The following is a 21,507-nucleotide window of genomic DNA, read 5'->3' as shown; positions in this document are numbered from 1 at the left end:
GTCAATAGCATTACGCCACTTTTTAAATTTTACCGACACGTTTGCGACATTTAAATGCCTGTTCGAGGGAAGGATGGAGTAGATATAGACTTTCCTCTAGTATCTGGTCGACTTCTCTACGACAGGTAGCCAGTGAGGGGGTTTTAAAGCGGTTGCCTCCTCGTGTGCTGATATTACGAGGGATGGCGACTTTCTGACTATAAGCCGCTATCGAATAGCGGGAAAGGCGTTGTACGTAGTAACTGAGCAGGATGCCAAAAGCCTGGTTATCCACCGGTATCACCGTATCCACGACCCGAGAAATCAACAACCCGTCATCATCATTACACATTGGCCTGGTAGGACTTGCTTGCGGCTTTTTTGTCGCCATACAGTGGGCGATGAGGCTACTCTGTGGCTTCTCCAATCGACCGCTGTATACCCAGGCTCCCCAGCGTTCCAGCCAGCTGTTAACCCAGTGATACTGCTCATTATTGAGCCTAAGTTGTGTGACGTTCATGCTGCCTCCTGTTCCGTTATGATTATCTCCCTCCTGCCGCCTTGCACCTGTTCACCCCGAATGATGTGCAGGTCATCAATCACACTGTCATCGGCAATCATGCCCGCGTGTACCAAGGCATCCAACGGTGCCTTTAGCAGATTATCTAAATCGCGTTTCCTGCGGTCTGGGACATGAACTCGTACCTTGACACGAAGTTTGCTTTTTAGGCACAGGGTAAGCCCCTTACGTGCAATTAACGCAATAACCTCGGTACGGTACTGCCTGCCCTGTTTGCTGATGTAATGTCGGCCTCTGGCATGTCGCCAATAGGTATTCACTGTCGGCGGGTAAGGCAGCACTATTCGATATTCATTCATGTTTCATCTGTCTCTACTGGCGCCGGTTGATTTTTGTTACACGGCTCTGGCTCGATAACTCTCCCAGGTAAACGCCAAGGTACAACCGCCACCTTCGTTCATTCTGTCCAGTACTCGCTCACCGAGGTAAGTCGTTAAGTCTTCTTTCGGCAAATTGCTCAGCAGCAGCGTCGGTTTCATGTTTTCATAGCGGGTGTTGATGATTTCAAATAAAATCAGCTTTTCCGCCTCACTGCCAAACTGCACACCGATTTCATCGATAATCAACATGTCGACACCGGTGTAGTGCTTAATCACCTCGGATTCGGTTTGGGTGGCGTCTTTCGCCCAGGTGCTCTTGACCTCTCGAGTAATACGTAGCGCGGATGTCAGAACAACCGAGGCGTGGTGTGTCGTAATGATGTGTTTAGCAATCGCAACCGCCAGATGATTTTTTCCTGTCCCGGGTTTGCCGCACATCACCAACCCACCGCCTTGCGCTAAACGCTCATGCCATTTTTGTGCATAGGCCTGGCATACCTTCTGGCAACGTAAGGATTCAGCATTAATCGGCTGATAAGACTCAAAACTGGCAGTGGTAAAGCGCGCAGGGATACCCGTCTGGCTCAGCAAATTTTTAATCAATTGGGCCTGATTTCGCTGCTGGTCTGAGGCGATATTCTTTTTCAATACGGTGATTTTTTCGTGTAAACACGCCGGACAGTCCGTTTTCTGTTGCACGTTGGCAAAGCCCTGCAGGGTTCGACAGCGTTGTTCAAAAGCCCCGTGTTGTGGGCAGAGGACCTCTGCTACATCAACCCGAACCCCTGCTATTTCCTTCAGCGGGGCACGGGCACTTTTCAACCGGTCTTCAAGAAAAGTGAGGTCTTGCTGCTGACGCGAATTTTCTATTTTTTCAATGACATTCATCACATTACCCTTCCATCCACGCCGGAAATACCGTGGTGCCGTAGTCTTTTTTGGCGAAGCGGTCGCCAGAAACCCGTTTGAAGGTGGTGCCATCCACTGCCCGTTTGTTCTGGTAATTCAGTTTCTGACTGGCGGTGCAAAACCAGCTTTTAGGCGTGTCGTGACGAAACTCTAAATCCAATCGTGTCAGCTCGTAGACCAAGTCCAAATGCGGGAATAGCGTTTGCCAGCTGTCGAAATCTTGCGGGGTCAGGCGGATTATCTTCCCTTCGAAGGCGTAACGGCTCGCTAGGCTGGTCTGAGTGTCAACGTGAGGGGAATTACGCTGAGCAGGAAAACAGTCAGGGTGGGGGATGGGGTCTTCTCGCTTGGCAGGACACTCATCGACTTTGATTGCACAAATTTTGCTCGCAGTTGGGGTGTTAGGTTCTATGACAGGTTCTATGACTGGTTCAAAAGAATGACTAATTCTGGGTGTTCCTGATTCACCCCTTCCTGGTGTTCCAGATGCGCTACCCCGTGTGCCAGATACTCCACCCAGCGTTCTTGATTCACCAGGAGGTGAACCTGTATCCTCCCCGGGTGACTTATTTTCACCCTTCACTTTTGGGGCATTGTTTAACGTCAAATGATAAACATTCGATTTATTCACGCCCTGCTCATTTTTACGATATTCAATCCACAGCAAGCCGTCTACTGCCAACTGGTGAAGATGTTTTTGTACCGAGCGATCTGTCATTTCACACTGATGAGCGATATAGGGCACTGACGGCCAGCATTCGCCTTGGTCGTTGGCATTATCAGCCAATTTGAGTAAAATCAGTTTTCTCAGCGGATTCCCCACTTTGATACTCATGGCGTGTGTCATTAATTTCATACTCATTGTCTATTCCCTATGCCGCGTTTGTGATCGTTTTCAGTAAGCCTGCTTCACGCAGCTTTTTTGTTAGCCACGCTTGACCCTTGCCGGTCAGTAGCGGGGTGAAGGTGATTTTCATCCCGTGCTCCGTCTCGATGGGCGTTTCTCTGAAGGTGAAATAGTCCCGCTCCAGGTACTCCTGTCGAGGCACATTTCTGCGAGAAGGAATACCCATTAGCACGTGATTTTTGCGTAACCAAACAAACAATTTGTTGGGACGAAGGCCCATCAGCTTGGCAAAATTGCCCACCAGAATGCCACTGGCTTCGCTCACACGGTCGGCGAAATCTATCTTAGGGGCAGCCCGTGCTAACGGGTTTTCTAGCCGTTGGCGTCGCTCAACCTCTTGCGTTAATGTTTTCAAGGCTGATAAATAATCGACCGGTAAAAACGAGTAGGCCGCTTTCTCTTCCAGTTGCTGCCAACGATCGACTACGCGGGCGGTAAATTCAGGGGAGAGTTGGGCGACCACCACATAGCTATCACGTTTACCTACCCTGTATTCAAAAACGTATTGGTCTGATTGATTTTTAACCTCCTCCATTGGAGGAAGTCTGATAATCCCCTTTTCAACCAAGCGCTCAATGGCTCTTTTCACATTGTCGTGACGAGACTCCACTAAATCGGCTATCTCTCGACTCCCCATGCTGGGGTTGACTGCGTTTGATAATGGGTTCATCATCACTCCGTGTGTTTGTGTAGGGCGACTGCCTGGTCCGCAGTCGCGGTGTTTTTACTTACTGTAAACCTGCAGCGTGGCGCGAACTTCACCGTCTCGTGTTGCGATGTGTTTACGGTGAGCATCCAGAATTTTCTGTTGGGCTTGTTCATTAATCCCCCGTGCTCCCTAATCGCATCAAGAATTAACTGGTCGACAGCACTGCGTTTCACCGTGGTATGTAATCCCATATGGTGTAGTTCTACCGCGTCGACATCACCGGCGGAGGGAATAGGAACAACCAAGGCATCTGACCGCTCGGCAAAATACTCTGCAACTAACGTTGACTGACTCAATGTTTGCAAGGCCAATAGCTCATCAATGCTAAAGAATCGACAGCCTTTGCTTTCGTATAACCGATTGTTAAACTTGGATTCCGGCATACCAAGATAAGCCGCCGCTACACTTCTCCCGCCTTCAATACGCTCACACATTTGATTAATTAGTTCGCGTTTTTCCATAATATCAGTGCTGCCTCTGTAGTTATGTTTATGCTCAAATTGTGTGATAGTTGCTTGTGCTAGGCCTTTCTTCGTTTCCCATCCAGTACTCTTTTCTGGTGTGTTAATGAGTTTGCTTGATGGAATAAATTAAAGTTTCCTATGTGTATTGCTTTTTTATTGGTAATTCTTCAGCTTGTAACTTAATAGTAAAATTTTCGTAGATATCTGGACGGAGTTGATTTTTGGTAACTCCACCCTGAGTGACTCCTTCTAGCCTTTTAGCAAGAGAAAAGCCTGCTTTCTTGTAGCCGTTGAAGACGAGCCTCAAATACTCTGTACTGCTGCCAACATGTCTAGCAAGAGCAAGCTGTTCTGATTTAGTCAGGTTGTTCCAATACTCTTTCATTTGTACCTACAGGATACATTATGCACTATTTAAATGAATCTTCAAGACCCTTGTACCTTATCAGTACATATAGTTGAATGGTAAGCATGAAAACTAATGATAAAATCAGGCAAGATAACGCTAGAAAGCTACGTGATAGCACGGGCGGAAATAAATCCTTTTCGATGCTGCTTGACCGTGAAGCGACACAAATAAGTCGTATTATCGGCAAAAATCCCACTAAAAAGATTGGGGATGATTTGGCGCGCCATATTGAAAAATGTTTTTCTTTACCTGTAGGTTGGCTAGATAAAGAACACCTGGCTACTGATACTGCTACCTTCCAAGACATATCGACCATAAATTTTGAGATAAGGATGATCCCGATTATCTCTTGGGTACAAGCAGGAGCATGGACTGAAATCAATCATACGGAGGTGGATTTGAGCTTGACAGAAAAGTATTCATGCCCAATTCCTTGTGGAAAAATGACGTACATTCTACGAGTTATAGGTGATTCAATGATTGATGAATACAAACCCGGGGATATGATTTTTGTGGATCCCGAAGTGGCACCGGTTCATGGTGACGATGTTGTTGCTTTATGTATTGATTCATCCGAAGCCACGTTTAAACGACTTGTAGAAGACAGTGGGAAAAAATACCTCAAAGCCTTAAACAAAAATTGGCCAGAGCAATACATCAAAATAAACGGTAATTGTTCAATAATTGGGACTGTAATTTTTTCTGGTAAACCAAGACGTTATAAGCGCTAACTAAATTTTTATGAAATTAACCCGCTTTATGCGGGTTTTTTTGTGCTTGACAATGTACTTTATTGGTACATAATGTATCAAAAAGAAACATTATGTACCAACGCGAAGCAGGCAAGGAAAGCCCATGAAGTAGCCGTCCGAGGCGTATGAAAATCGGAATGATTCGCGAAATAGAATACCCGCTTTACCCCGCTCAGGCGGATGCTCTTTAACAATTTGGAGTTTGGTAGCACTGACAAAGTGCACCCTTGCGTTCACCCGTTGGTTTCTGAATAGGTTGTGTCACCAGCTTATCCAGAAATCAATCGGAGGTAAGTTATGGCAACGATTATTTACAAGCCATCGAGACGCAAGGCAACGTATGGCGGTAATGCCAAATACCGCAGACATCAACGCCGTAAAGCACAGGCTATCTCTCGCGAAGCGATCGAAAACAGCCTTGGTCGGAGAGTGGGCCATCACGAAAAAATAGCGCGTGCTCAACCTCGCTCAGAGGTAGATCGGGCGATTGCTCTAGCGACGACCTTTCCTTTACGTAAAAAGCCACAGGACAGCCTGTACAACCGGCTGATGCCAAGAGCCTGGTTATTTTCGGTTCGAGGAACCCGCAGGACAAACAAAGTTATCACCGCTTCTGCTTAGCAGGGGCGTTATTGAATTAACCCACAAAGGTGAACAATGAACGATTTTTTAAGCGAACACCGTATCACCCTATGGCCTTACAGCACGCCTGCGGAAAAACCCAAACGCAATCAATTCATTGACCTTTTTATCTGGCTAAAAAAAACACTCAACCAACGAGGTGAACCATGATTTTTACTATCCAAGATAACGCATTAATCATCATGATCAACGGTGTGAAGCGAGTTTTCCTTAACAGCGAGCGGGGCTATGCCCGCATGTCTCAAGCGTATTGTAAAAGCAGAGGGCGACTGGCATGACACCCGAGACGCTTATTGAAGCACGAAAAATAATGAACACCTTCAGTGATCAAGATTGGCACAACATTAATCAACAGGCGGAAGAGTGGGACAAATACTTCACCTTTGACCACATCGCCCAGCTCTTTAAAAAATTGCCCCATTTTGATAGTGAGGCTTTGTCCCTCGCCTTGGCTGACACTGAACCCGATGACCTCGATGAGGCATTTTTCAGCATTTTTATCTCAAAAGCAAAGTGGATGTTAGCCAAAGAACGGCTCTACCACCGTGATGAATACAATGAGGTCTATTATGGAGAATAAAGCATTTTATCTTAAGCTAGCGACTATTCAACGTGAACTCAATGCACCGAAAAATCAATATAATACCTTTGGCAAATACCACTACCGCAGCTGTGAAGACATTTTGGAAGGCGTTAAACCGCTGCTGGGCGACCTGTTTTTATCAATAAGTGATGAAATCGTACAAATGGGCGATCGCTATTACGTCAAAGCGACTGCAACCTTGACGGACGGTGAAAATTCGTTTCAGGCCTCCGCAATTGCACGGGAAGAATTGAACAAAAAAGGCATGGATGCGGCACAGCTGACCGGGGCAACCAGCTCCTACGCGCGCAAGTACTGCCTGAACGGCCTGTTTGCGATTGATGATGCCAAAGATGCCGACACCGAAGCTTACAAGCAGCAAGAAAACAAGGGGACCCCACAAACGAAGCCCACCGCTGCACGCACCCCAGAACAATACCTCACCGATTTCACCCACTGGGCGCATCAATGCAAGGATAAAGTGGCCTTACAGGGGGCTTATAACCGACTAAGCCAGTTGCTTATCCAGTAGCCTGATTTAGCACAAAAAGCCAACGACATTTATCTCACCCACTCAGCAACCTTAGAAAAGGCAGCCTAATGGCACATACCATCACCCTCAAACTCCAACAGGCCGCCAGAGAATTTGCGGCCACTGACGCCATCGGCTTCGCCTTACGGGGTGGCGTTAAATACTACGATCGCAAATTAAAAACCCATGCTTTCACTAACTACCAGGCGGTACTGTTCGCCAAAGCCGGCAATCAAGCGGATTTTTACCGCGAAAGACTCAACCCAGGCGCCATCGTTGAGCTCTTCGGTGAAAGCATCAAAATCGACACCTACGAAGGAAAAAACGGGCAAGCGATCGTCCTGGAACTGAACAATGCCCGATTAGGTTTTATCGAAGCGGGTGGAACACAACCACAAGGACAGCAGCGGCAACAAAATCAGCAGTTGTGGGGACAGGCGTCTATGAAGGCGGTGTCACAGCAGCAATGTAACCCCACGCCACCGATTGCGTTTGATGAACCCATTCCCTTTTAAATCAAACTCAGTCTTTACGGATAACACAGCTATCGAGGTAAAAAATGGAACAACGAACAGACGAGTGGTTTGCTGCCCGCTGTGGCAAGGTCACAGCTAGCAAATTGGCAGATGTGATGGCAAAAGTCAAAACAGGCGACGCGGCAACGCGAAAAAAATACAGGGCCGAGCTGATTTGCCAGCGTCTGACGGGGAAACGAGAAGACACCTTTGTCACGCTCGACATGAAGCACGGAACGGCACTGGAACCCGTCGCACGTGAGGCTTACCTATTGCGTGAATTTGCGGTAGAGGTCACAGAGGTGGGTCTTGTCGACCACCCTACCATCAAGGGATTTGCTGCCAGTCCCGACGGATTGGTTAATGAGGATGGCCTGATCGAGATTAAATGCCCAAAAACCTGGACACATCTGAAGACATTAAAAACCGGCGAACTCAAAAGAGAATACCTCCTGCAAATGCATGCACAAATGCTGTGTACCGAGCGAAGATGGTGTGACTTTGTCAGCTATGATAATCGACTACCCCCGGAATTGGCTTACTTCAAAAAACGCATTCACTTTGATGAAGCACTGGGTAAGGAAATTGAAACCGAAGTGTGCAAATTTCTGCAAGAACTTGAAGATGAAATCGAACAGATTAAAACGTATGGAAAAGTGGCATGAAGATAACGCCACTGAAAAAAGTGATCGTCTACCGGATGAAATGCGCGTAGAGTCACCTGTCGATAATATCGACGCCACATTGTAGAGAGAACCCCAGGGAGAGCATGCCGTGCCTGACATATCGAAACCTCATGATAAACTATTTAAAGGCACCCTACAGCATCGACAGATTACGTTGGATTGGTTGAAGGCACATCTTCCAAAGAGGATCCTGAAATTAATTGATATCTCCACGTTAAAGATGGTACCCAACGAGTTATCCCCTAAATGGCCTGATACGCTGTATAGCGATGTGGTTTTCAGTTGTAAGATTAAAGGCCAACTGAGCTACATCTATATTTTGGCGGAACATCAAAGCAGTGATGATGAAATGATGGCATTTCGTATCCTCTGTTACGTTGTCGAGTTGATGAACTACCACTTAAAGCAGGGTCATAAAAAATTGCCGATTGTGTTGCCCTTAGTGCTCTATCACGGAGAAAAATCGCCTTATCCCCACTCACGAGCAATCTGGGAATGTTTTGAGGAGCCAAAATTAGCAAAAAAATTGGCACTGAAACCCTTTCAACTGATTGATTTAACGGTCATGTCAGATGAAGAAATAAATACACATGGTTTAGCGTCAGTGATGGAAATCTTATTCAAACACTACCGTGAAAAGCAATCTCCCCTCACCTGGTTAGAGGCGTTGTTATCTGAAGAGAAAATGACTACAATTTACACACAAGTGAGCCGTGACTATTTCAAAGACGTACTGAGGTACTTTATTGAAATATGTGGTAGAGCCAGTGATTTGGCAGAATCAGATGAGCTGGACAAGTCATTAGCACTGTCGCTTAATTCCGTTCCACAAGCAAAGGAAGACATTATGACATTTGCACAACAACTCGAAAAACGGGGCGAAAAACGGGGCATAGAACAGGGCATGCAACAGGGCATGCAACAGGGTGAAAGACAAGCTTCTCTAAAAATGGCTAAACAGCTTCTTGCCAGTAATGTGAGCCGTGACATCATTAAAAAGATAACGGGCTTTTCTGAAGAAGAGCTGGATAGCATGATGTTGCATTAAGCTGACAGCACCCCTCTAGGCTTAGCAAGTTGAGTCACCTGCTTCATAAACCGCAGACCCCGGTTATGCGGTTTTCTTACACCCATACTTTACTACGGTTAGCTAGCTGTCGCCAAACAACGTTAGAAAAGATCGTGTGCAACAAGCACTAGTGTAGACCTATTGAAACCTTCCCTTCTACAAATTTCTGCCTGTTAGCCAATGAATACTTTTTCAACTCATGTCGTTTTAATACGGAGAATTTGCTATGCCCACAGATAGCCAAACGCAACTCATGATCTTTAAAACCGCAGATTCAAATATTGAACTTAAGGGCATGTTGTATAATGATAAACCTGTATTTTTTGCGGTGGAACTCGCAAAAGTACTAGGGTACACAGACCCGCATCAAGCATTAAAAAATCATTGTAAATCATTGATTAAAATTAATTCCGTTGAATTAACGGAATTAGGATTGGGGTCACGACCAAAGGGGATTATTTTTGCCACCGAAGCCGATGCCTACCGTCTGATACTGAAAAGCAACCTTCCCTCCGCTGAGCGTATTCAGGACTGGTTATGTGAAGAAGTCTTGCCCGCACTGCGCCAGCAAGGTAGTTATCATATAAAAAGGACCCACCGTGACGAAGGCAGTGGATTACCGGAATTTCGGAAGGCAAGAGCGATGCAGATAGCGATGCAGATAGCGATGGAGGTGGCAGAAAAAACATTTGCATGGGCCACAGATCTCTCCTCTCTATCACGACAAGTTGTTATTGCCGGGCTGATTAATCCGTTGGCCGGTTGTGAGGTTGTCCCCCTTCCTTTACTTATCGAAAAGCTTTATACAGCAGGTGAAATCGGTAAACTGTTTGATATGTCGGCAAACAAAATTGGGCGTATCGCCAACGACAATGACATGAAAACCGAGCAATACGGTGAATTTTATCTGGATAAATCTCGTCACAGTGATAAGCAAGTGCAAGCGTTTCGCTATAACAACCACGCACTCAACAAATTCAGACAAATTCTTATCGCCGAACAGGAGACGAAAGAAAATGCACGGGTTTAACAGGTCAATGAAAGGAACAACTGTGGGCTATATTTTACATGTATCTGTAGAATGAGATGCGGGATTTTAATCCTAGCCGATATTATATTTTGGTGTTTATTCCTGCCTGACGGAGAATTGCATTTGCTGTATTTTTAGAAAAAATAGTAACAGGAACACTGAAATTTTTATTGTTTAACGGACTTTTCCAGATCTCGTGACTGCCTTTTCCTTGTCGGATAAAACGACAATGGTGATCAAGCAAAACATCCCGCAACTGTGAATAAATACCTTGTCCCATGAGCTACAATGCGACCCGAAAAATTGACTCTTGTTCTTGCAGAAAAGTGATCCTGATTTGATCGGATATGTCTCCAAATCCATTTTCAACGTAAAGTTCAGGCGCAATTTTCCATATTCTTGAGGTTAATTCTTCGTAACTGTTAGCTTCGGTTACAAGGCCGAGGTCATCACAAACGCCGATCCATATACGGTCTTCATGAGTCACTGTAACATTAAACTTAGATTTAAATGCGACTTGTGCCATAGAAAATTCCTCCTTTAGCTATGCTGCAAGTCTAACTTAATTATCGTATTGACGAAAGGAACAACTGTGGGCTATATTCGCTACAGGTGCTGAACACACCCAGTAAGCGGAATCCCGCGCCCGAAAGCTTTGCGGTTTTTTTTCGTCCATAGATTGTTATGGTCGGGTAGCGAGCAGCTATACAATACCTCTGCCGAGGAGGGAAAAATGCTGGCCGTCTTACTGCGGTGTTCAAGTACCCGACCACCCATCTGAACAATGGGTAATTTGAACAAACAGTAAGGATGTAATCATGACTACTCAACTTTTAGCACTAACTCCAGAAGTTATTATCAATAACGGCAAAGCTGTCACTACCTCCCAAGCTGTAGCTGGCTATTTCTCTAAGCTACACAAAGATGTGCTCAAAAAAGTAGATACTTTGAATTGTTCATTTGAATTTAACGAGCGTAATTTTACGCCCGTTGAATATACAGATGCCAAAGGTGAAAAACGCCCCATGTACGAAATGACCAAGGACGGCTTTATGTTTTTGGTTATGGGATTCACTGGAAAGAAAGCGGCAATATTCAAAGAAGCCTACATTGCGGAATTTAATCGCATGGAAGCTGAGTTATACGATACTTCAAGAATATCCAAGAACAATAGCAAACCCACCCAGATTGAAATAGATTGCTATCATATTCAAGCATTTATGGAACATTTTACCGCCATTTCTGATGCGTGGCGGCATGAAATATATCCAGCATTAGTAAAACTAAATTCACCCTTAGCCTATCGTCTTTGTGATCGTTTCAAAGATGGGATGGTATTCGCCAATTTTGTTAATAGAAGCCTAAAAGCCCAGCTCCCCACTGGCGCAACACCAAGACGTAATTAATCTCTCATCCCGGTAACGTACCGGGATTCTATGAATCGCAATTCATTTGTGAGGAATTTTGCATGCCAAATATCATTGATATTCATCAACAAGCCCCATTAAATCCCGAAAACTTACCGGTGATCATCTACCACAAGCAGCGCGTCATCAGCACCGAACTGTTGGCACAAGGTTACGGCACTGATGGTAATAACATTCAGCAAAATTTTAAACGGAATAAGGAGAGATTCATTGAGGGCAAGCATTATTACAAGGTAGAAGGTGAAGAGCTTAAAGCGTTCAGGAACCAATTGACAGTCAGTCGGTTAATAAACATACAACACGCTGGAATCATCCCAAGATGGGTACCTTTTCGGTTATCGGGTGGGAAGTGCCCGCAAATCACACTTCACTGATGAGTTAATCACCACATAAATTCAAGATAAGGAATTTCTCTATGTCAAATGTCATCACTATCTATCAACAGGTAAAAATGTCTAGCCGTGAAATTGCTCAACTAACGGATAAACAGCATAAACATGTTCTCGATGATTGTCGAAAAATGTTCGAATCGATTAACATTCAATCGGCCGAGTTTTCGGCCGATTACAAAGACGCCAGTGGTCGCACTTATCAGGAATATTTACTTGACCAAGATTTAACCATGACATTGGTCATGGGCTACAGCATTTCGCTACGCTATAAAGTCGCCACTCGCTGGCGTGAGCTGGAACAGAAAGCAACACGGCCTATCTGCGTATTGCCTAATTTCGAAGATCCCCCTGTTGCGGCTATGGCATGGGCAGAGCAGTTTCGTGAAAAAACCAGGCTAGCCTTAGTAAACAAAGAACAGGAAGCAGAATTACAAGAGTTGAAGAACCTGTTTAAGGAAGGAATAACGACGACTCAGTTTTGCAAAATGCTCAACGGTATTAATATACAACAGATTAATCACTGTTTGGCAGAAAGAAATTGGCTTTATAACGAAAGTAAATCCCATATCCGCTGGCGTGCAACCTCTTATGCGCGTGACCGATATTTGACGGAACATCAACATAAAATCAGCATTCATAGCGGTGATGACTTTATCAAGTACCAACCCGTTTTACTGCGCAAAGGGGCAATCCGATTGTTTGACCTCTACCGCAAAAATAAGTTGCCAATGAAAACCCATTGGAATGGGCACTTCACCCACGAAAAAGAACTTAGCATCGCATCATAAACCAACGGAGTCACATACCATGAAAACATAAACATTTACAACAAGATTATAAAACAGAAACGGTGACGTCATCACCGTTTATATCACTTAACCCTAGCGCTAACAGCGGTGGCGACAACCACCCCTGTCAGCTAACCACCACAACCTATCCTAGAGGCTGTAATGGCTAACATCGATATTACCCAATTTCCTGAATTACGGGAAGTTTTTCCTGAATTAACACCGGTGCAATTTGAAACGGCGATGCTGTTTTCTTTGGGCGTGTCACAAAAAGAAATTTCAGAATTGCGATCAATCTCGTACAAAGTCGTGAAACAGACACTGGAGGCGGCAAAAATCAAATTTGAGCCTCGTTCACTTCATGGCCTGCTAACCATATTCCATGTGCATCTTGTGCTGTTTGCTTTGCAGCAATGTGTAAAATGAACGGACTTTCATTCCGTTAAATAGCAACGGCAAGCCCGTACTACAAAATAAAAAAGGAGCATAGGTGCCTTAAAGGCACCTACAGCATCCCGTTTGTTCCCTTTAGCATTATCTGGCTTAAGTAATAAGTACTTTTCAATCTGCATTGGAAAAAAGGCGCATTTTTAACGCAAAAGCCGATGTTACTTCAAAGGAAAAACTGTGATGAATAATCCCGTGATTGAAAACGTTGTATTTTGGATGGCGATGCCTTTTCTCGTTATATTGACACCCTTTTTTCTCATATTGATTATCTCTCTTATTCGCGACTTACCTATACGGAAACAGACTAAACAAAATTCATGGAATAATTTATGAGAAAGATTGACCTGCCGTCCCGCTCATTTCCTCTAACATCTATAATGGAAAACAGTCAAGATGTTTGGGGAATAAAAGACCGTGACTCACGCTTTATTTATGCAAATCGAGCTTTTTTTGACTTTTTGAATTTGCCACAAGGATTTGATGTTATAGGACGGCGTGATGATGAACTTCCCACTTGTATTACAGAATTTGCTTTAATAATTCAAAAACTGGGAAAAGAGGTTATAAAAAGCGGACAAAAAATTACCCTAATTAAAACGCATTTCTTTGGTCGTGAGCAAAAACTGCAACCTTATTTATACGAAACCTTTCCGCTGCATAATAAAAGAAATAAATGCATCGGCACCGTTTTTTATGGCAGAAAATTGGCTATTGTTTCACTGCCACACTACATAGACAAGCTGACTGCCACGCTATTATTTGAACCGCCATCGAATCTATTTACTCAATCTGAACTGAGGATAATATTTTATTTATTACGTACGATGAGTGCCAAGGAAATAGGTAAAACATTGGCACGTTCCCATCGTACGATAGAAAATAGAATTCGTATTATCTATCAAAAAGCGAAAGTACATTCATTTCGAGACTTTAAACACTTTTGTCATAAAACCGGATTTGATCGCACTATTCCCCACGCGTTTATACGCCCCGGGATACAGTTTATTGAATAGGAGATTTGATTATGAGCAACAGACAGAGCAGAGCGAGAAAACGAGCGTTAATTAATAAGGCGTTGGAAGCTAAGAAAAATGAAAAGAAAAATTGGTTTACCCGATTAAGAAGTTGGTTCAAGAAGAAAAAAAAGCCTACACATCGATTGCCATAAATATACACCTTATTGATGTTTCATAAAATAATGCGTTTAACGTAGGTCGTTGGATTGCTACCACGATTTTAATGTTTATTAATTATTTCTAATAAAAAATAGCCTTCCTCGTCAAGGCTATTTTTATTGGATAAATTTTATATGATTGCCTCATTATTAGGACTATGAAGAGAGAACCTTATTTTAATACTACCCCTTATAACAATGCACGACTCTATTATTTATTGATATTGATTATTCCTCTCATTCTTTTTTATTCTTGAAATAAAGTTATTCACATGCCCCTCTATGATCCTTCCGTCTAAAACACGGACGAGGTCATGACATTTTTAGTTTGATAAGGAAAGTGCTGCTATGGAAATCAGCCTCAAACAATGGAATCAAAATCAGCCTCGCCCGCGTTGCATGGAACAAGTACGTCGATGGGTCCGCTCTGGCGTCATCCAACCGCCGCCACGGCGCGATGGCCGAGAATACCTGGTCGAGGCGCATGCCGAGAAAATTGACCCAACCAACCCCGCCAGTTACGCCGGAAAGCGCTTAATGGAGAGACTGTATCATGGCACGCAAAAGAAAGCCGGCTAACCGAGACCTACCGCCCAATCTGTATGTCCGCAATAACGGCTACTATTGCTATCGAGACCCACGAACGGGTAAGGAATATGGCGTAGGGAGCGTGAAACGTATCGCGATTAACGAAGCGATTGCCATGAACAGGCAGATTTTTGACCAACACTACAGTTTAGTAGACAGGATCAACGAGGTGAATACCCTGTCGGTAACGGAATGGGTCGCCAAATTTAAGGAAAAATTGCATCAACGTGGCCTTCGGTCTAACACTATCAGAGACTACCAATCAAGATTAACAGCCATTACCCGTGCTTTTTCTGATAAGGCACTGAGTACCCTCACAACCAAAGAGATTGCTGAATTTCTCAATAGTTACAGTGACCAAGGCAAAACCACTAGTGCAAAATTACTCCGCAGCTTGTTGATCGATATGTTTAATGAAGCCATTGCAGAGGGGCATCTGGAAACCAATCCGGTCACCGCCACGAGAAGCCCTCGTGTACAGGTCAATCGGGAGCGTTTATCCCTGGAAGAATTTATTGTTATCAGAGAGGCAGCAAACCAACGGCAGCCGTGGATAGGTTTAAGCATGGACTTGGCCTTACTGACGGGCCAGCGGGTAGGGGATATCCAACGGATGAAATGGCAAGATATTTATGATGGGAAATGGTGGGTAGAGCAACAGAAGACCGGGATGAAACTGGCGATCCCCTTAACCTTGAGTTTGGCGATAATTGATAAAAACGTTGAAGGCATTCTCAATGATTGTCGGCAACGAATAAGGGATGAAAAATACGTATTTATCGGGAAGAAAAAAACTCAGCTCAGTGCTAAAAGCTTGTCGCAAGGATTTACACACTCACGAGAACAATCCGGCTTGAAATGGCAGGGTAAACCGCCTTCATTTCACGAAATCAGAAGTTTATCCGCGAGGCTGCACAGTGACGCCAGAGGTAAAGATTTTGCACAGAAATTACTGGGACACAAATCTTCTGCCATGACGGATAAATACCGTGATAGCCGAGGAAGTGAGTGGGACGAAATTTGATACATTTTTATGATTTTTGGGTTATCGAGTAAGACGTTAAGAGATGAGATAATCCACTTGGCATTTTGACCTAATTTCGATCGATTGTGACTTTTTGTTTTTAATTTATTGATTTTTATAGCAAATAAAATACTTCCACTAACGCCTATATATATATTACCCCTGTGATGAAAACTAAAATAAAGGGAAGAGAGGATAACAAAATGAATGTGCCGCTGATCTTTGGCGTGGCTTACGGTGTTTTACTGCATCATTTACCATCCCGAGCGCAGCAAACTCAACACTGGCAGTATAAATGTCTCGACCTTGGCGGGATCCAGTTGATAGCAAAGGGGACAATACACAATAGATTTGATAATCTTCAGGTTCCCAATAGTAAGCAAAAAGTGGTTTCCGTACAGAATGTCTATCCTGGTACACCTATCACCCTGCCAAATATCAAACGATTGACAGGACAAGTTGAAAGGGAAGCCTTTGCTATTAGCTGCTCATAAATGATCGACTCACCAGTAGATAAAATTTCTACGGTTTCTCTATGTTATTATGGCTGTCATTTAAATGGAGCCAAAAAATTGAAAAAAATTTTCGTCGATAAAGTGGTAAACGAATTACATACCGTTGTGGATATGCTGCGCTGGGCGGTTAGCTGCTTTAATGCTGCCGATCTTTATTATGGTCACGGTACTGACAATCCTTGGGACGAAGCATTGAAATTGGTTCTCCCCAGTCTGTATTTGCCGGTAGATATGCCGATAGATATTTTGTGCCATGCCCGTTTAATCTCAGATGAACGGCAGCTCATCGTTGAACGGGTGAAGTGCCGTGTTGAAAAGCGTATCCCGGTAGCCTATCTCACTAATAAGGTCTGGTTCTGTGGACAAGAATATTATGTCGATCAGCGTGTTTTGGTGCCCCGCTCTCCCATTGGTGAGCTGATTGATAAGCGTTTTGATGATTTGTTGGTCGGTATTCCCAAATACATTTTAGATATTTGTACTGGCAGTGGTTGTATTGCCATTGCTTGTGCACATGCCTTTGAACAAGCGGAGATTGATGCCGTTGATATTTCAGAGGAAGTGTTGGCAGTGACTGAATACAATATTCAACAGCACGCGGTTGAACAGCGAGTCACGCCAATTCGCTCTGATTTGTTCCGCGATTTACCACCGATGCAATATGACTTGATCGTGACTAATCCGCCGTACGTCGATGCCGAAGATATGGCGGATTTACCCCCTGAATTTCGTTGTGAACCTGAATTGGGATTGGTCGCAGGGAGTGACGGTCTAAAATTGATAAATCGTGTCTTGGCTTGTGCGCCAGATTTTTTGCAAGATGACGGTGTGTTGATTTGCGAAGTAGGTAACAGCATGGTCAGGCTCATAGAACACTATCCTAATATTCCCTTTAATTGGCTGAAATTCGATAGAGGGGGAGATGGGGTTTTTATGCTGACTCAGCAACAATTGAAGGAATACCACCATCATTTTTGTTTTTATCGTAATTAATAAATATCATTAGACTTCTTACAAAACCGTAGCGAGGGATGTTGAAGTCAAAGCTCTCGGAGCACAGCAACTGCGGCGGTACACGCAATACGTGAGGATTGCTAGCACACGTAACGCAGAATTCGCAGCACATAGTAGTTTTTGCAAGAAGTCTATTGATAAGGAGTCTTGATGGCTGGTAATAGTATTGGACAATTTTTCCGTGTCACCACCTTTGGTGAATCTCATGGCATCGCTTTGGGCTGTATTATTGACGGTGTTCCGCCTGGTATTCCTCTTTCTCCAGAGGATTTACAAAAAGATCTTGACAGACGGCGTCCGGGAGCTTCTCGTTATACTTCACCGCGTCTTGAGTTGGATCGGGTACATATCCTCTCAGGCGTCTTCGGCGGTGTGACGAGTGGCACCAGTGTTGGCTTGATGATTGAAAATACGGATCCGCGCCCACAGGACTACAGTGAGATTAAAGACACTTTCCGCCCCGGTCATGCTGATTATACCTATGAAAAGAAATTTGGTGTGCGCGATTACCGTGGCGGCGGGCGTGCTTCCGCCCGTGAAACAGTAATGCGTGTTGCAGCTGGGGCAATCGCTAAAAAATATTTGTTGCAACACAGTGGAATACAAATACGTGGCTATTTGTCTCAGATCGGCGATATTTGTTGTGAGCTGAAAGACTGGAATTTAGTTGAAGAAAATCCATTTTTCTGTCCAGATGCGAGTAAACTGGAGCAACTTGATGCTTTGATACGCGATTTAAAAAAAGTGGGCGACTCTATTGGTGCGAAAATAACGGTAGTGGCTGAGAATGTGCCCGTGGGTTTGGGGGAACCGGTATTTGATCGTTTGGATGCGGATTTAGCTCATGCGTTAATGAGTGTTAATGCCGTAAAAGGTGTGGAAATAGGTGCCGGTTTTTCCGTGGTTAATAAACGTGGTAGTGAAAATCGTGACGAAATCACCATGCAGGGTTTTCAAAGTAACCATGCTGGGGGTATTTTGGGAGGTATCAGCAGTGGACAACCACTGATCGCACATCTGGCATTGAAACCGACCTCAAGCATTAGGGTGCCTGGAAAAACAATCAATCGCCAAGGTGAAACGGTGGCAATAGTCACTTCTGGACGCCATGATCCCTGTGTCGGACTGCGTGCGGTGCCAATCGCAGAGGCCATGATGGCAATTATATTAATGGATCATCTACTACGCCAGAGAGCACAGTGTGGCGAGCCACAACCTGTTTGAACAAAACGATGTGTAATATACTCATCACCATTCAAAACACGGGGGAAATTAGATCATTTAACAGTGCACAACGTTATGATTTTTATTAAAAATTGATAATATTCGTCTAAACACAAAAACCCGTATCTTCATGTCAAACAGGTATATCAATTAAAAAAGACATTATCATGAGACATCATTATCAGCAGTTGATCACTATTTTTAACCAATGCTTCACTAACCATTACAATACACGCTTGCTAAAAGGTGATGACGAACCTATTTATCTGCCAGCCAATGAACAAACAAGTTACCATCGGATTATTTTTGCTCACGGTTTTTATGCCAGTGCCTTGCATGAAATTGCCCATTGGTGTATAGCTGGGGAAGAAAGACGAAAATTAGTCGATTTTGGCTATTGGTACTGCCCTGATGGTCGTGATGCCCTGAAGCAAAGTCAGTTTGAGAAGTTAGAGATTAAACCGCAAGCGCTGGAATGGCTGTTTTGTACAGCGGCTGGTTTCCCTTTTAACGTCAGCTGTGACAATTTACAGGGCAATAGTGAGCCAGATCGAGAAGCATTTCTCTGCAAAGTGCATGAGCAGGTGTTGTGCTATTTAACGCAAGGGATCTCAGCACGCACTGTGTGTTTTATCCAGGCATTACACTCTTTTTACAAAACGCCACCGCTGACAGCAGCACATTTCTCCGCGGTGAGAATATAAAATTGTGGACTCTTCATCTATCTTGATGGATAACATCGGTAAATTTAAGGAGAAAAAAATGAAAAAATTAACACTAAAAGAGATGACGGCATCTGAACAACTTGAAGTCAAAACCCAGTTGGGTAGAGCTAGAGTCAACCTGGGGCGCACCTTGACTAACTCAGAACAAAATAAAATTAAAGATGCTGCCGTTAGTGACATCATGCAAAAACGTGCCAAGCTTGCCACAGCAAATCGTTCAAAAAGAAAAGGGGCGAAAACAACATCCAGTACGACAACCTTTAATTGGTCAGATTCAATTAGCACCAGGCCGTCACGCTAACTCACAGTGATCAGTCCGGTTTATGGGCGATAAGAATGGCACGTAAGGGTGCGGGATAACCTTATACTGTTTTGCTACTATCTTGTGGATCGAGAAAGTTAGCCAAAGATTCGTTGGTCATCCAATCGGTTCGGCGCTGTTCATCGGGTGTCGTTACTGTGGTATCGATGATACTGACGTCAATAAAGCCACATTTTTCCAACCAGGATTTAAGTGCTTCGGTAGAGGGGATAAAATAAACATTACGCATCTGGGCATAACGATCACCCGGAACTGGCACCTGGTGGCGATCTCCTGTCACAACCAGTGTCTCGAGAACCAATTGCCCTCCAGGCAGGAGTTGATTCTTAAGTTGATAAAGATGCTCCAGTGGGGAACGGCGATGATAGAGCACTCCCATCGAAAATACGGTATCAAAGGCCGCTAAAACGGGCAGCTGTTCGATGCCTAGCGGTAACAAGTGGGCACGCTGATCACCGGCTAATAATTTGCGTACGGCTTCAAATTGACAAAGGAATAATGGCATAGGATCGATACCGACAGCGAGTTTTGCTCCAGCACCCACCATACGCCAAAGGTGATAGCCGTTGCCACAACCGACATCAAGGACGATACGTCCCACCAGTGGGTTAATATGAGGTAATACCCGCTGCCATTTCCAATCCGAGCGCCACTCTGTATTGATATCTATACCGTATAGGAAAAAAGGGCCTTTACGCCAAGGTATTAAGGCCCTCAACCTCTTTTCAATCCCTTCACGTTGACCCGTAGACAGTGCTGGACTGATATCAGCATGTACAGGACACAATAGATCCAGCCTATTGGGTATAAGCGGGGGTAATTTGCTACCGTATTAAGCCAGCTTTTAAATTTACCCTGTTGGGCCTCACACCGGTAACGACTGAGTTGGCTAGGCAGTTTATCCAACCAATGACTGAGAGAACCTTTGGCAATAAGTTGATAAAAATCACCAAATTCAATCATGTGGTTTTTTCTGTTTTTAACGCAATCAGAGAACCAAAGTTAAGGCACTGAAACCAAAGCTCTGTGTGTTCAAATCCTGCCTGACGTAAACGTTTTTTATGAGTTTCTACCGAATCGGTCAGCATGATATTTTCTAGCATGCTGCGCTTTTGACTGATTTCTAATTCGCTATAGCCGTTGGCACGTTTAAAATCATGATGCATATCGAACAGGAGTTCGCCAACCTGGGCGTCTTCAAAAGTGAATTTTTCGGATAAAACCAAGACACAACCGGGCCTCAAGCTTTGATAAATTCGGTTTAATAAATGCTGGCGATCGCTTGGGTTAATGAACTGTAAAGTAAAATTAAGCACTACCATCGAGGCATTTTCCAGTGGAATAGCCAAAATATCCGCTTCCATCACTTCCACTGGTGTATCTGCGGGTAAAGCTTCGATATGGTAACGACAACGATTAACCATCGCGGGTGAATTATCGATAGCAATAATTTTACAACCTGGAACATCAATATTAAGGCGCACAGAGAGCGCAGCAGCCCCTAAAGCACAGCCGAGATCATAAATTTGGCTATGAGGCTGCACAAAACGCTTGGCCAACATGCCGATCATGGTAATGATATTGGCATAACCTGGTACTGAGCGCTGGATCATATCGGGAAACACGTCTGCTACCTGTTCATCGAATGTCCAATCACCCAGTTTCGCGATTGGCGTAGCAAATAAATTATCACGCTGTGCCTGAAGTCTCCGTTCAGGCAGACTATCTTCAGGAAAAGGAAAATGAGTGTCTAGCATCGTAGCGATAACTAAGAAATT

Annotated in this window: 32 protein-coding genes and 1 pseudogene; 22 read left to right on the top strand and 11 right to left on the bottom strand. The window is 44.2% G+C overall.

All coding sequences use genetic code 11. From position 1 onward, the window contains the following. Nucleotides 1-22: 22 nt before the first annotated feature. The 7 genes from CCS41_RS00425 to CCS41_RS00395 form a co-directional block, all read right to left on the bottom strand. Entirely contained in the window at nucleotides 23-499 is a 477-nt protein-coding gene (locus tag CCS41_RS00425) for an antiterminator Q family protein (protein ID WP_119797013.1), read from the bottom strand. Further along, a complete protein-coding gene (locus CCS41_RS00420) occupies nucleotides 496-858 on the bottom strand; it encodes a RusA family crossover junction endodeoxyribonuclease (RefSeq protein ID WP_119797012.1) in 363 nt (120 codons plus the stop codon). The genes CCS41_RS00425 and CCS41_RS00420 overlap by 4 nt, the downstream gene beginning before the upstream one ends. Nucleotides 859-894: 36 nt before the next feature. After that, a complete protein-coding gene (locus CCS41_RS00415; RefSeq protein WP_240313782.1) occupies nucleotides 895-1,860 on the bottom strand; it encodes an ATP-binding protein in 966 nt (321 codons plus the stop codon). Then, nucleotides 1,772-2,650: a helix-turn-helix domain-containing protein gene (locus tag CCS41_RS00410; protein ID WP_119797011.1), complete on the bottom strand. Its 879-nt coding sequence runs from the start codon at nucleotides 2,648-2,650 to the stop codon at nucleotides 1,772-1,774. Before CCS41_RS00410 ends, CCS41_RS00415 begins: the two co-directional genes overlap by 89 nt. A 10-nt stretch (nucleotides 2,651-2,660) precedes the next feature. Then, the gene (locus CCS41_RS00405) at nucleotides 2,661-3,365 is read right to left on the bottom strand and encodes a phage antirepressor KilAC domain-containing protein (RefSeq protein ID WP_119797010.1); all 705 of its coding nucleotides are present in this window, start codon (nucleotides 3,363-3,365) and stop codon (nucleotides 2,661-2,663) included. Nucleotides 3,366-3,367: 2 nt separating this feature from the next. Next, on the bottom strand, nucleotides 3,368-3,865 hold the full coding sequence (locus CCS41_RS00400) for a YmfL family putative regulatory protein (RefSeq protein WP_240313781.1): 498 nt from the start codon (nucleotides 3,863-3,865) through the stop codon (nucleotides 3,368-3,370). Between the two features lie 139 nt (nucleotides 3,866-4,004). After that, nucleotides 4,005-4,253, bottom strand: coding sequence for a helix-turn-helix domain-containing protein (locus CCS41_RS00395; protein ID WP_119797009.1), 249 nt, complete (start codon nucleotides 4,251-4,253; stop codon nucleotides 4,005-4,007). Between the two features lie 86 nt (nucleotides 4,254-4,339). Between CCS41_RS00395 and CCS41_RS00390 the strand changes: the two genes are divergently transcribed. The 9 genes from CCS41_RS00390 (at nucleotide 4,340) to CCS41_RS00355 (ending at nucleotide 10,086) form a co-directional block, all read left to right on the top strand. Then, the gene (locus CCS41_RS00390) at nucleotides 4,340-5,008 is read left to right on the top strand and encodes a LexA family protein (protein ID WP_119797008.1); all 669 of its coding nucleotides are present in this window, start codon (nucleotides 4,340-4,342) and stop codon (nucleotides 5,006-5,008) included. Nucleotides 5,009-5,326: 318 nt separating this feature from the next. Further along, nucleotides 5,327-5,650, top strand: a complete 324-nt coding sequence (locus CCS41_RS00385; RefSeq protein WP_119797007.1) for a transcriptional antitermination N peptide — start codon at nucleotides 5,327-5,329, stop codon at nucleotides 5,648-5,650. Between the two features lie 36 nt (nucleotides 5,651-5,686). Next, a complete protein-coding gene (locus CCS41_RS16985) occupies nucleotides 5,687-5,821 on the top strand; it encodes a hypothetical protein (RefSeq protein WP_275887663.1) in 135 nt (44 codons plus the stop codon). Nucleotides 5,822-5,945: 124 nt separating this feature from the next. Beyond that, on the top strand, nucleotides 5,946-6,251 hold the full coding sequence (locus tag CCS41_RS00380; protein WP_119797006.1) for a hypothetical protein: 306 nt from the start codon (nucleotides 5,946-5,948) through the stop codon (nucleotides 6,249-6,251). Further along, nucleotides 6,241-6,786, top strand: a complete 546-nt coding sequence (locus CCS41_RS00375; protein ID WP_240313780.1) for an ERF family protein — start codon at nucleotides 6,241-6,243, stop codon at nucleotides 6,784-6,786. Before CCS41_RS00380 ends, CCS41_RS00375 begins: the two co-directional genes overlap by 11 nt. A 68-nt stretch (nucleotides 6,787-6,854) precedes the next feature. Further along, on the top strand, nucleotides 6,855-7,301 hold the full coding sequence (locus CCS41_RS00370; RefSeq protein WP_119797004.1) for a hypothetical protein: 447 nt from the start codon (nucleotides 6,855-6,857) through the stop codon (nucleotides 7,299-7,301). Between the two features lie 44 nt (nucleotides 7,302-7,345). Continuing rightward, nucleotides 7,346-7,966 carry a lambda exonuclease family protein gene (locus CCS41_RS00365; protein WP_119797003.1) on the top strand — a complete coding sequence of 207 codons (621 nt, stop codon included), beginning with the start codon at nucleotides 7,346-7,348 and terminating at the stop codon, nucleotides 7,964-7,966. A 109-nt stretch (nucleotides 7,967-8,075) separates the two neighbouring features. After that, nucleotides 8,076-9,035, top strand: coding sequence for an Rpn family recombination-promoting nuclease/putative transposase (locus tag CCS41_RS00360; protein ID WP_119797002.1), 960 nt, complete (start codon nucleotides 8,076-8,078; stop codon nucleotides 9,033-9,035). Nucleotides 9,036-9,282: 247 nt separating this feature from the next. After that, entirely contained in the window at nucleotides 9,283-10,086 is an 804-nt protein-coding gene (locus CCS41_RS00355) for a BRO-N domain-containing protein (protein ID WP_072550973.1), read from the top strand. Nucleotides 10,087-10,168: 82 nt separating this feature from the next. Here the strand turns inward: CCS41_RS00355 and CCS41_RS00350 are convergent, their stop codons facing one another. Together CCS41_RS00350 and CCS41_RS00345 are read right to left on the bottom strand one after the other, a co-directional pair. Beyond that, a complete protein-coding gene (locus tag CCS41_RS00350; protein ID WP_072550974.1) occupies nucleotides 10,169-10,366 on the bottom strand; it encodes a type II toxin-antitoxin system HicA family toxin in 198 nt (65 codons plus the stop codon). 3 nt (nucleotides 10,367-10,369) lie between these two features. Further along, nucleotides 10,370-10,612: a DUF1902 domain-containing protein gene (locus CCS41_RS00345; protein WP_072550975.1), complete on the bottom strand. Its 243-nt coding sequence runs from the start codon at nucleotides 10,610-10,612 to the stop codon at nucleotides 10,370-10,372. 292 nt (nucleotides 10,613-10,904) lie between these two features. On the opposite strand from CCS41_RS00345, the gene CCS41_RS00340 reads away from it, so the two are divergent. The 13 genes from CCS41_RS00340 to CCS41_RS00285 all read left to right on the top strand — a co-directional run bounded on the left by CCS41_RS00340 (nucleotide 10,905) and on the right by CCS41_RS00285 (nucleotide 19,708). Continuing rightward, nucleotides 10,905-11,492, top strand: a complete 588-nt coding sequence (locus CCS41_RS00340; protein ID WP_083429657.1) for a Rha family transcriptional regulator — start codon at nucleotides 10,905-10,907, stop codon at nucleotides 11,490-11,492. Nucleotides 11,493-11,554: 62 nt separating this feature from the next. Next, nucleotides 11,555-11,887, top strand: coding sequence for an ORF6N domain-containing protein (locus CCS41_RS00335; protein WP_072550976.1), 333 nt, complete (start codon nucleotides 11,555-11,557; stop codon nucleotides 11,885-11,887). Nucleotides 11,888-11,928: 41 nt separating this feature from the next. Continuing rightward, nucleotides 11,929-12,693 (top strand): Rha family transcriptional regulator, encoded by a 765-nt coding sequence (locus CCS41_RS00330; protein WP_072550977.1) that lies wholly within the window; start codon nucleotides 11,929-11,931, stop codon nucleotides 12,691-12,693. 162 nt (nucleotides 12,694-12,855) lie between these two features. Further along, on the top strand, nucleotides 12,856-13,119 hold the full coding sequence (locus CCS41_RS00325) for a helix-turn-helix transcriptional regulator (RefSeq protein WP_072550978.1): 264 nt from the start codon (nucleotides 12,856-12,858) through the stop codon (nucleotides 13,117-13,119). Nucleotides 13,120-13,472: 353 nt separating this feature from the next. Next, nucleotides 13,473-14,156 (top strand): PAS domain-containing protein, encoded by a 684-nt coding sequence (locus CCS41_RS00320; RefSeq protein WP_072550979.1) that lies wholly within the window; start codon nucleotides 13,473-13,475, stop codon nucleotides 14,154-14,156. Nucleotides 14,157-14,167: 11 nt separating this feature from the next. Next, nucleotides 14,168-14,311 (top strand): hypothetical protein, encoded by a 144-nt coding sequence (locus CCS41_RS15460; RefSeq protein ID WP_162859937.1) that lies wholly within the window; start codon nucleotides 14,168-14,170, stop codon nucleotides 14,309-14,311. 354 nt (nucleotides 14,312-14,665) lie between these two features. Then, nucleotides 14,666-14,896 (top strand): excisionase, encoded by a 231-nt coding sequence (locus CCS41_RS00315; protein ID WP_072550980.1) that lies wholly within the window; start codon nucleotides 14,666-14,668, stop codon nucleotides 14,894-14,896. After that, nucleotides 14,871-15,929 (top strand): tyrosine-type recombinase/integrase, encoded by a 1,059-nt coding sequence (locus CCS41_RS00310; protein WP_072550981.1) that lies wholly within the window; start codon nucleotides 14,871-14,873, stop codon nucleotides 15,927-15,929. Before CCS41_RS00315 ends, CCS41_RS00310 begins: the two co-directional genes overlap by 26 nt. 167 nt (nucleotides 15,930-16,096) lie before the next feature. After that, nucleotides 16,097-16,423 (top strand): hypothetical protein, encoded by a 327-nt coding sequence (locus CCS41_RS00305; RefSeq protein WP_205411442.1) that lies wholly within the window; start codon nucleotides 16,097-16,099, stop codon nucleotides 16,421-16,423. 78 nt (nucleotides 16,424-16,501) lie between these two features. Continuing rightward, nucleotides 16,502-17,437, top strand: coding sequence for a 50S ribosomal protein L3 N(5)-glutamine methyltransferase (prmB, locus tag CCS41_RS00300; protein WP_072550989.1), 936 nt, complete (start codon nucleotides 16,502-16,504; stop codon nucleotides 17,435-17,437). 171 nt (nucleotides 17,438-17,608) lie between these two features. Next, nucleotides 17,609-18,682: a chorismate synthase gene (gene aroC, locus CCS41_RS00295; protein ID WP_072550983.1), complete on the top strand. Its 1,074-nt coding sequence runs from the start codon at nucleotides 17,609-17,611 to the stop codon at nucleotides 18,680-18,682. Between the two features lie 167 nt (nucleotides 18,683-18,849). Next, nucleotides 18,850-19,386: an elongation factor P hydroxylase gene (locus tag CCS41_RS00290; RefSeq protein ID WP_072550984.1), complete on the top strand. Its 537-nt coding sequence runs from the start codon at nucleotides 18,850-18,852 to the stop codon at nucleotides 19,384-19,386. Nucleotides 19,387-19,444: 58 nt separating this feature from the next. Further along, the gene (locus CCS41_RS00285; protein ID WP_072550985.1) at nucleotides 19,445-19,708 is read left to right on the top strand and encodes a YjbD family protein; all 264 of its coding nucleotides are present in this window, start codon (nucleotides 19,445-19,447) and stop codon (nucleotides 19,706-19,708) included. A gap of 61 nt (nucleotides 19,709-19,769) precedes the next feature. Here the strand turns inward: CCS41_RS00285 and cmoB are convergent. Continuing rightward, nucleotides 19,770-20,692: pseudogene (gene cmoB / locus CCS41_RS00280) on the bottom strand (tRNA 5-methoxyuridine(34)/uridine 5-oxyacetic acid(34) synthase CmoB). Then, a complete protein-coding gene (gene cmoA / locus CCS41_RS00275) occupies nucleotides 20,689-21,486 on the bottom strand; it encodes a carboxy-S-adenosyl-L-methionine synthase CmoA (RefSeq protein WP_072550990.1) in 798 nt (265 codons plus the stop codon). Before cmoA ends, cmoB begins: the two are co-directional and overlap by 4 nt. Between the last annotated feature and the right edge of the window lie 21 nt (nucleotides 21,487-21,507).

Source organism: Candidatus Fukatsuia symbiotica, assembly GCF_003122425.1.
Lineage (GTDB): Bacteria > Pseudomonadota > Gammaproteobacteria > Enterobacterales > Enterobacteriaceae > Fukatsuia > Fukatsuia symbiotica.
This window is presented reverse-complemented; position numbering and strand designations above follow the sequence as displayed.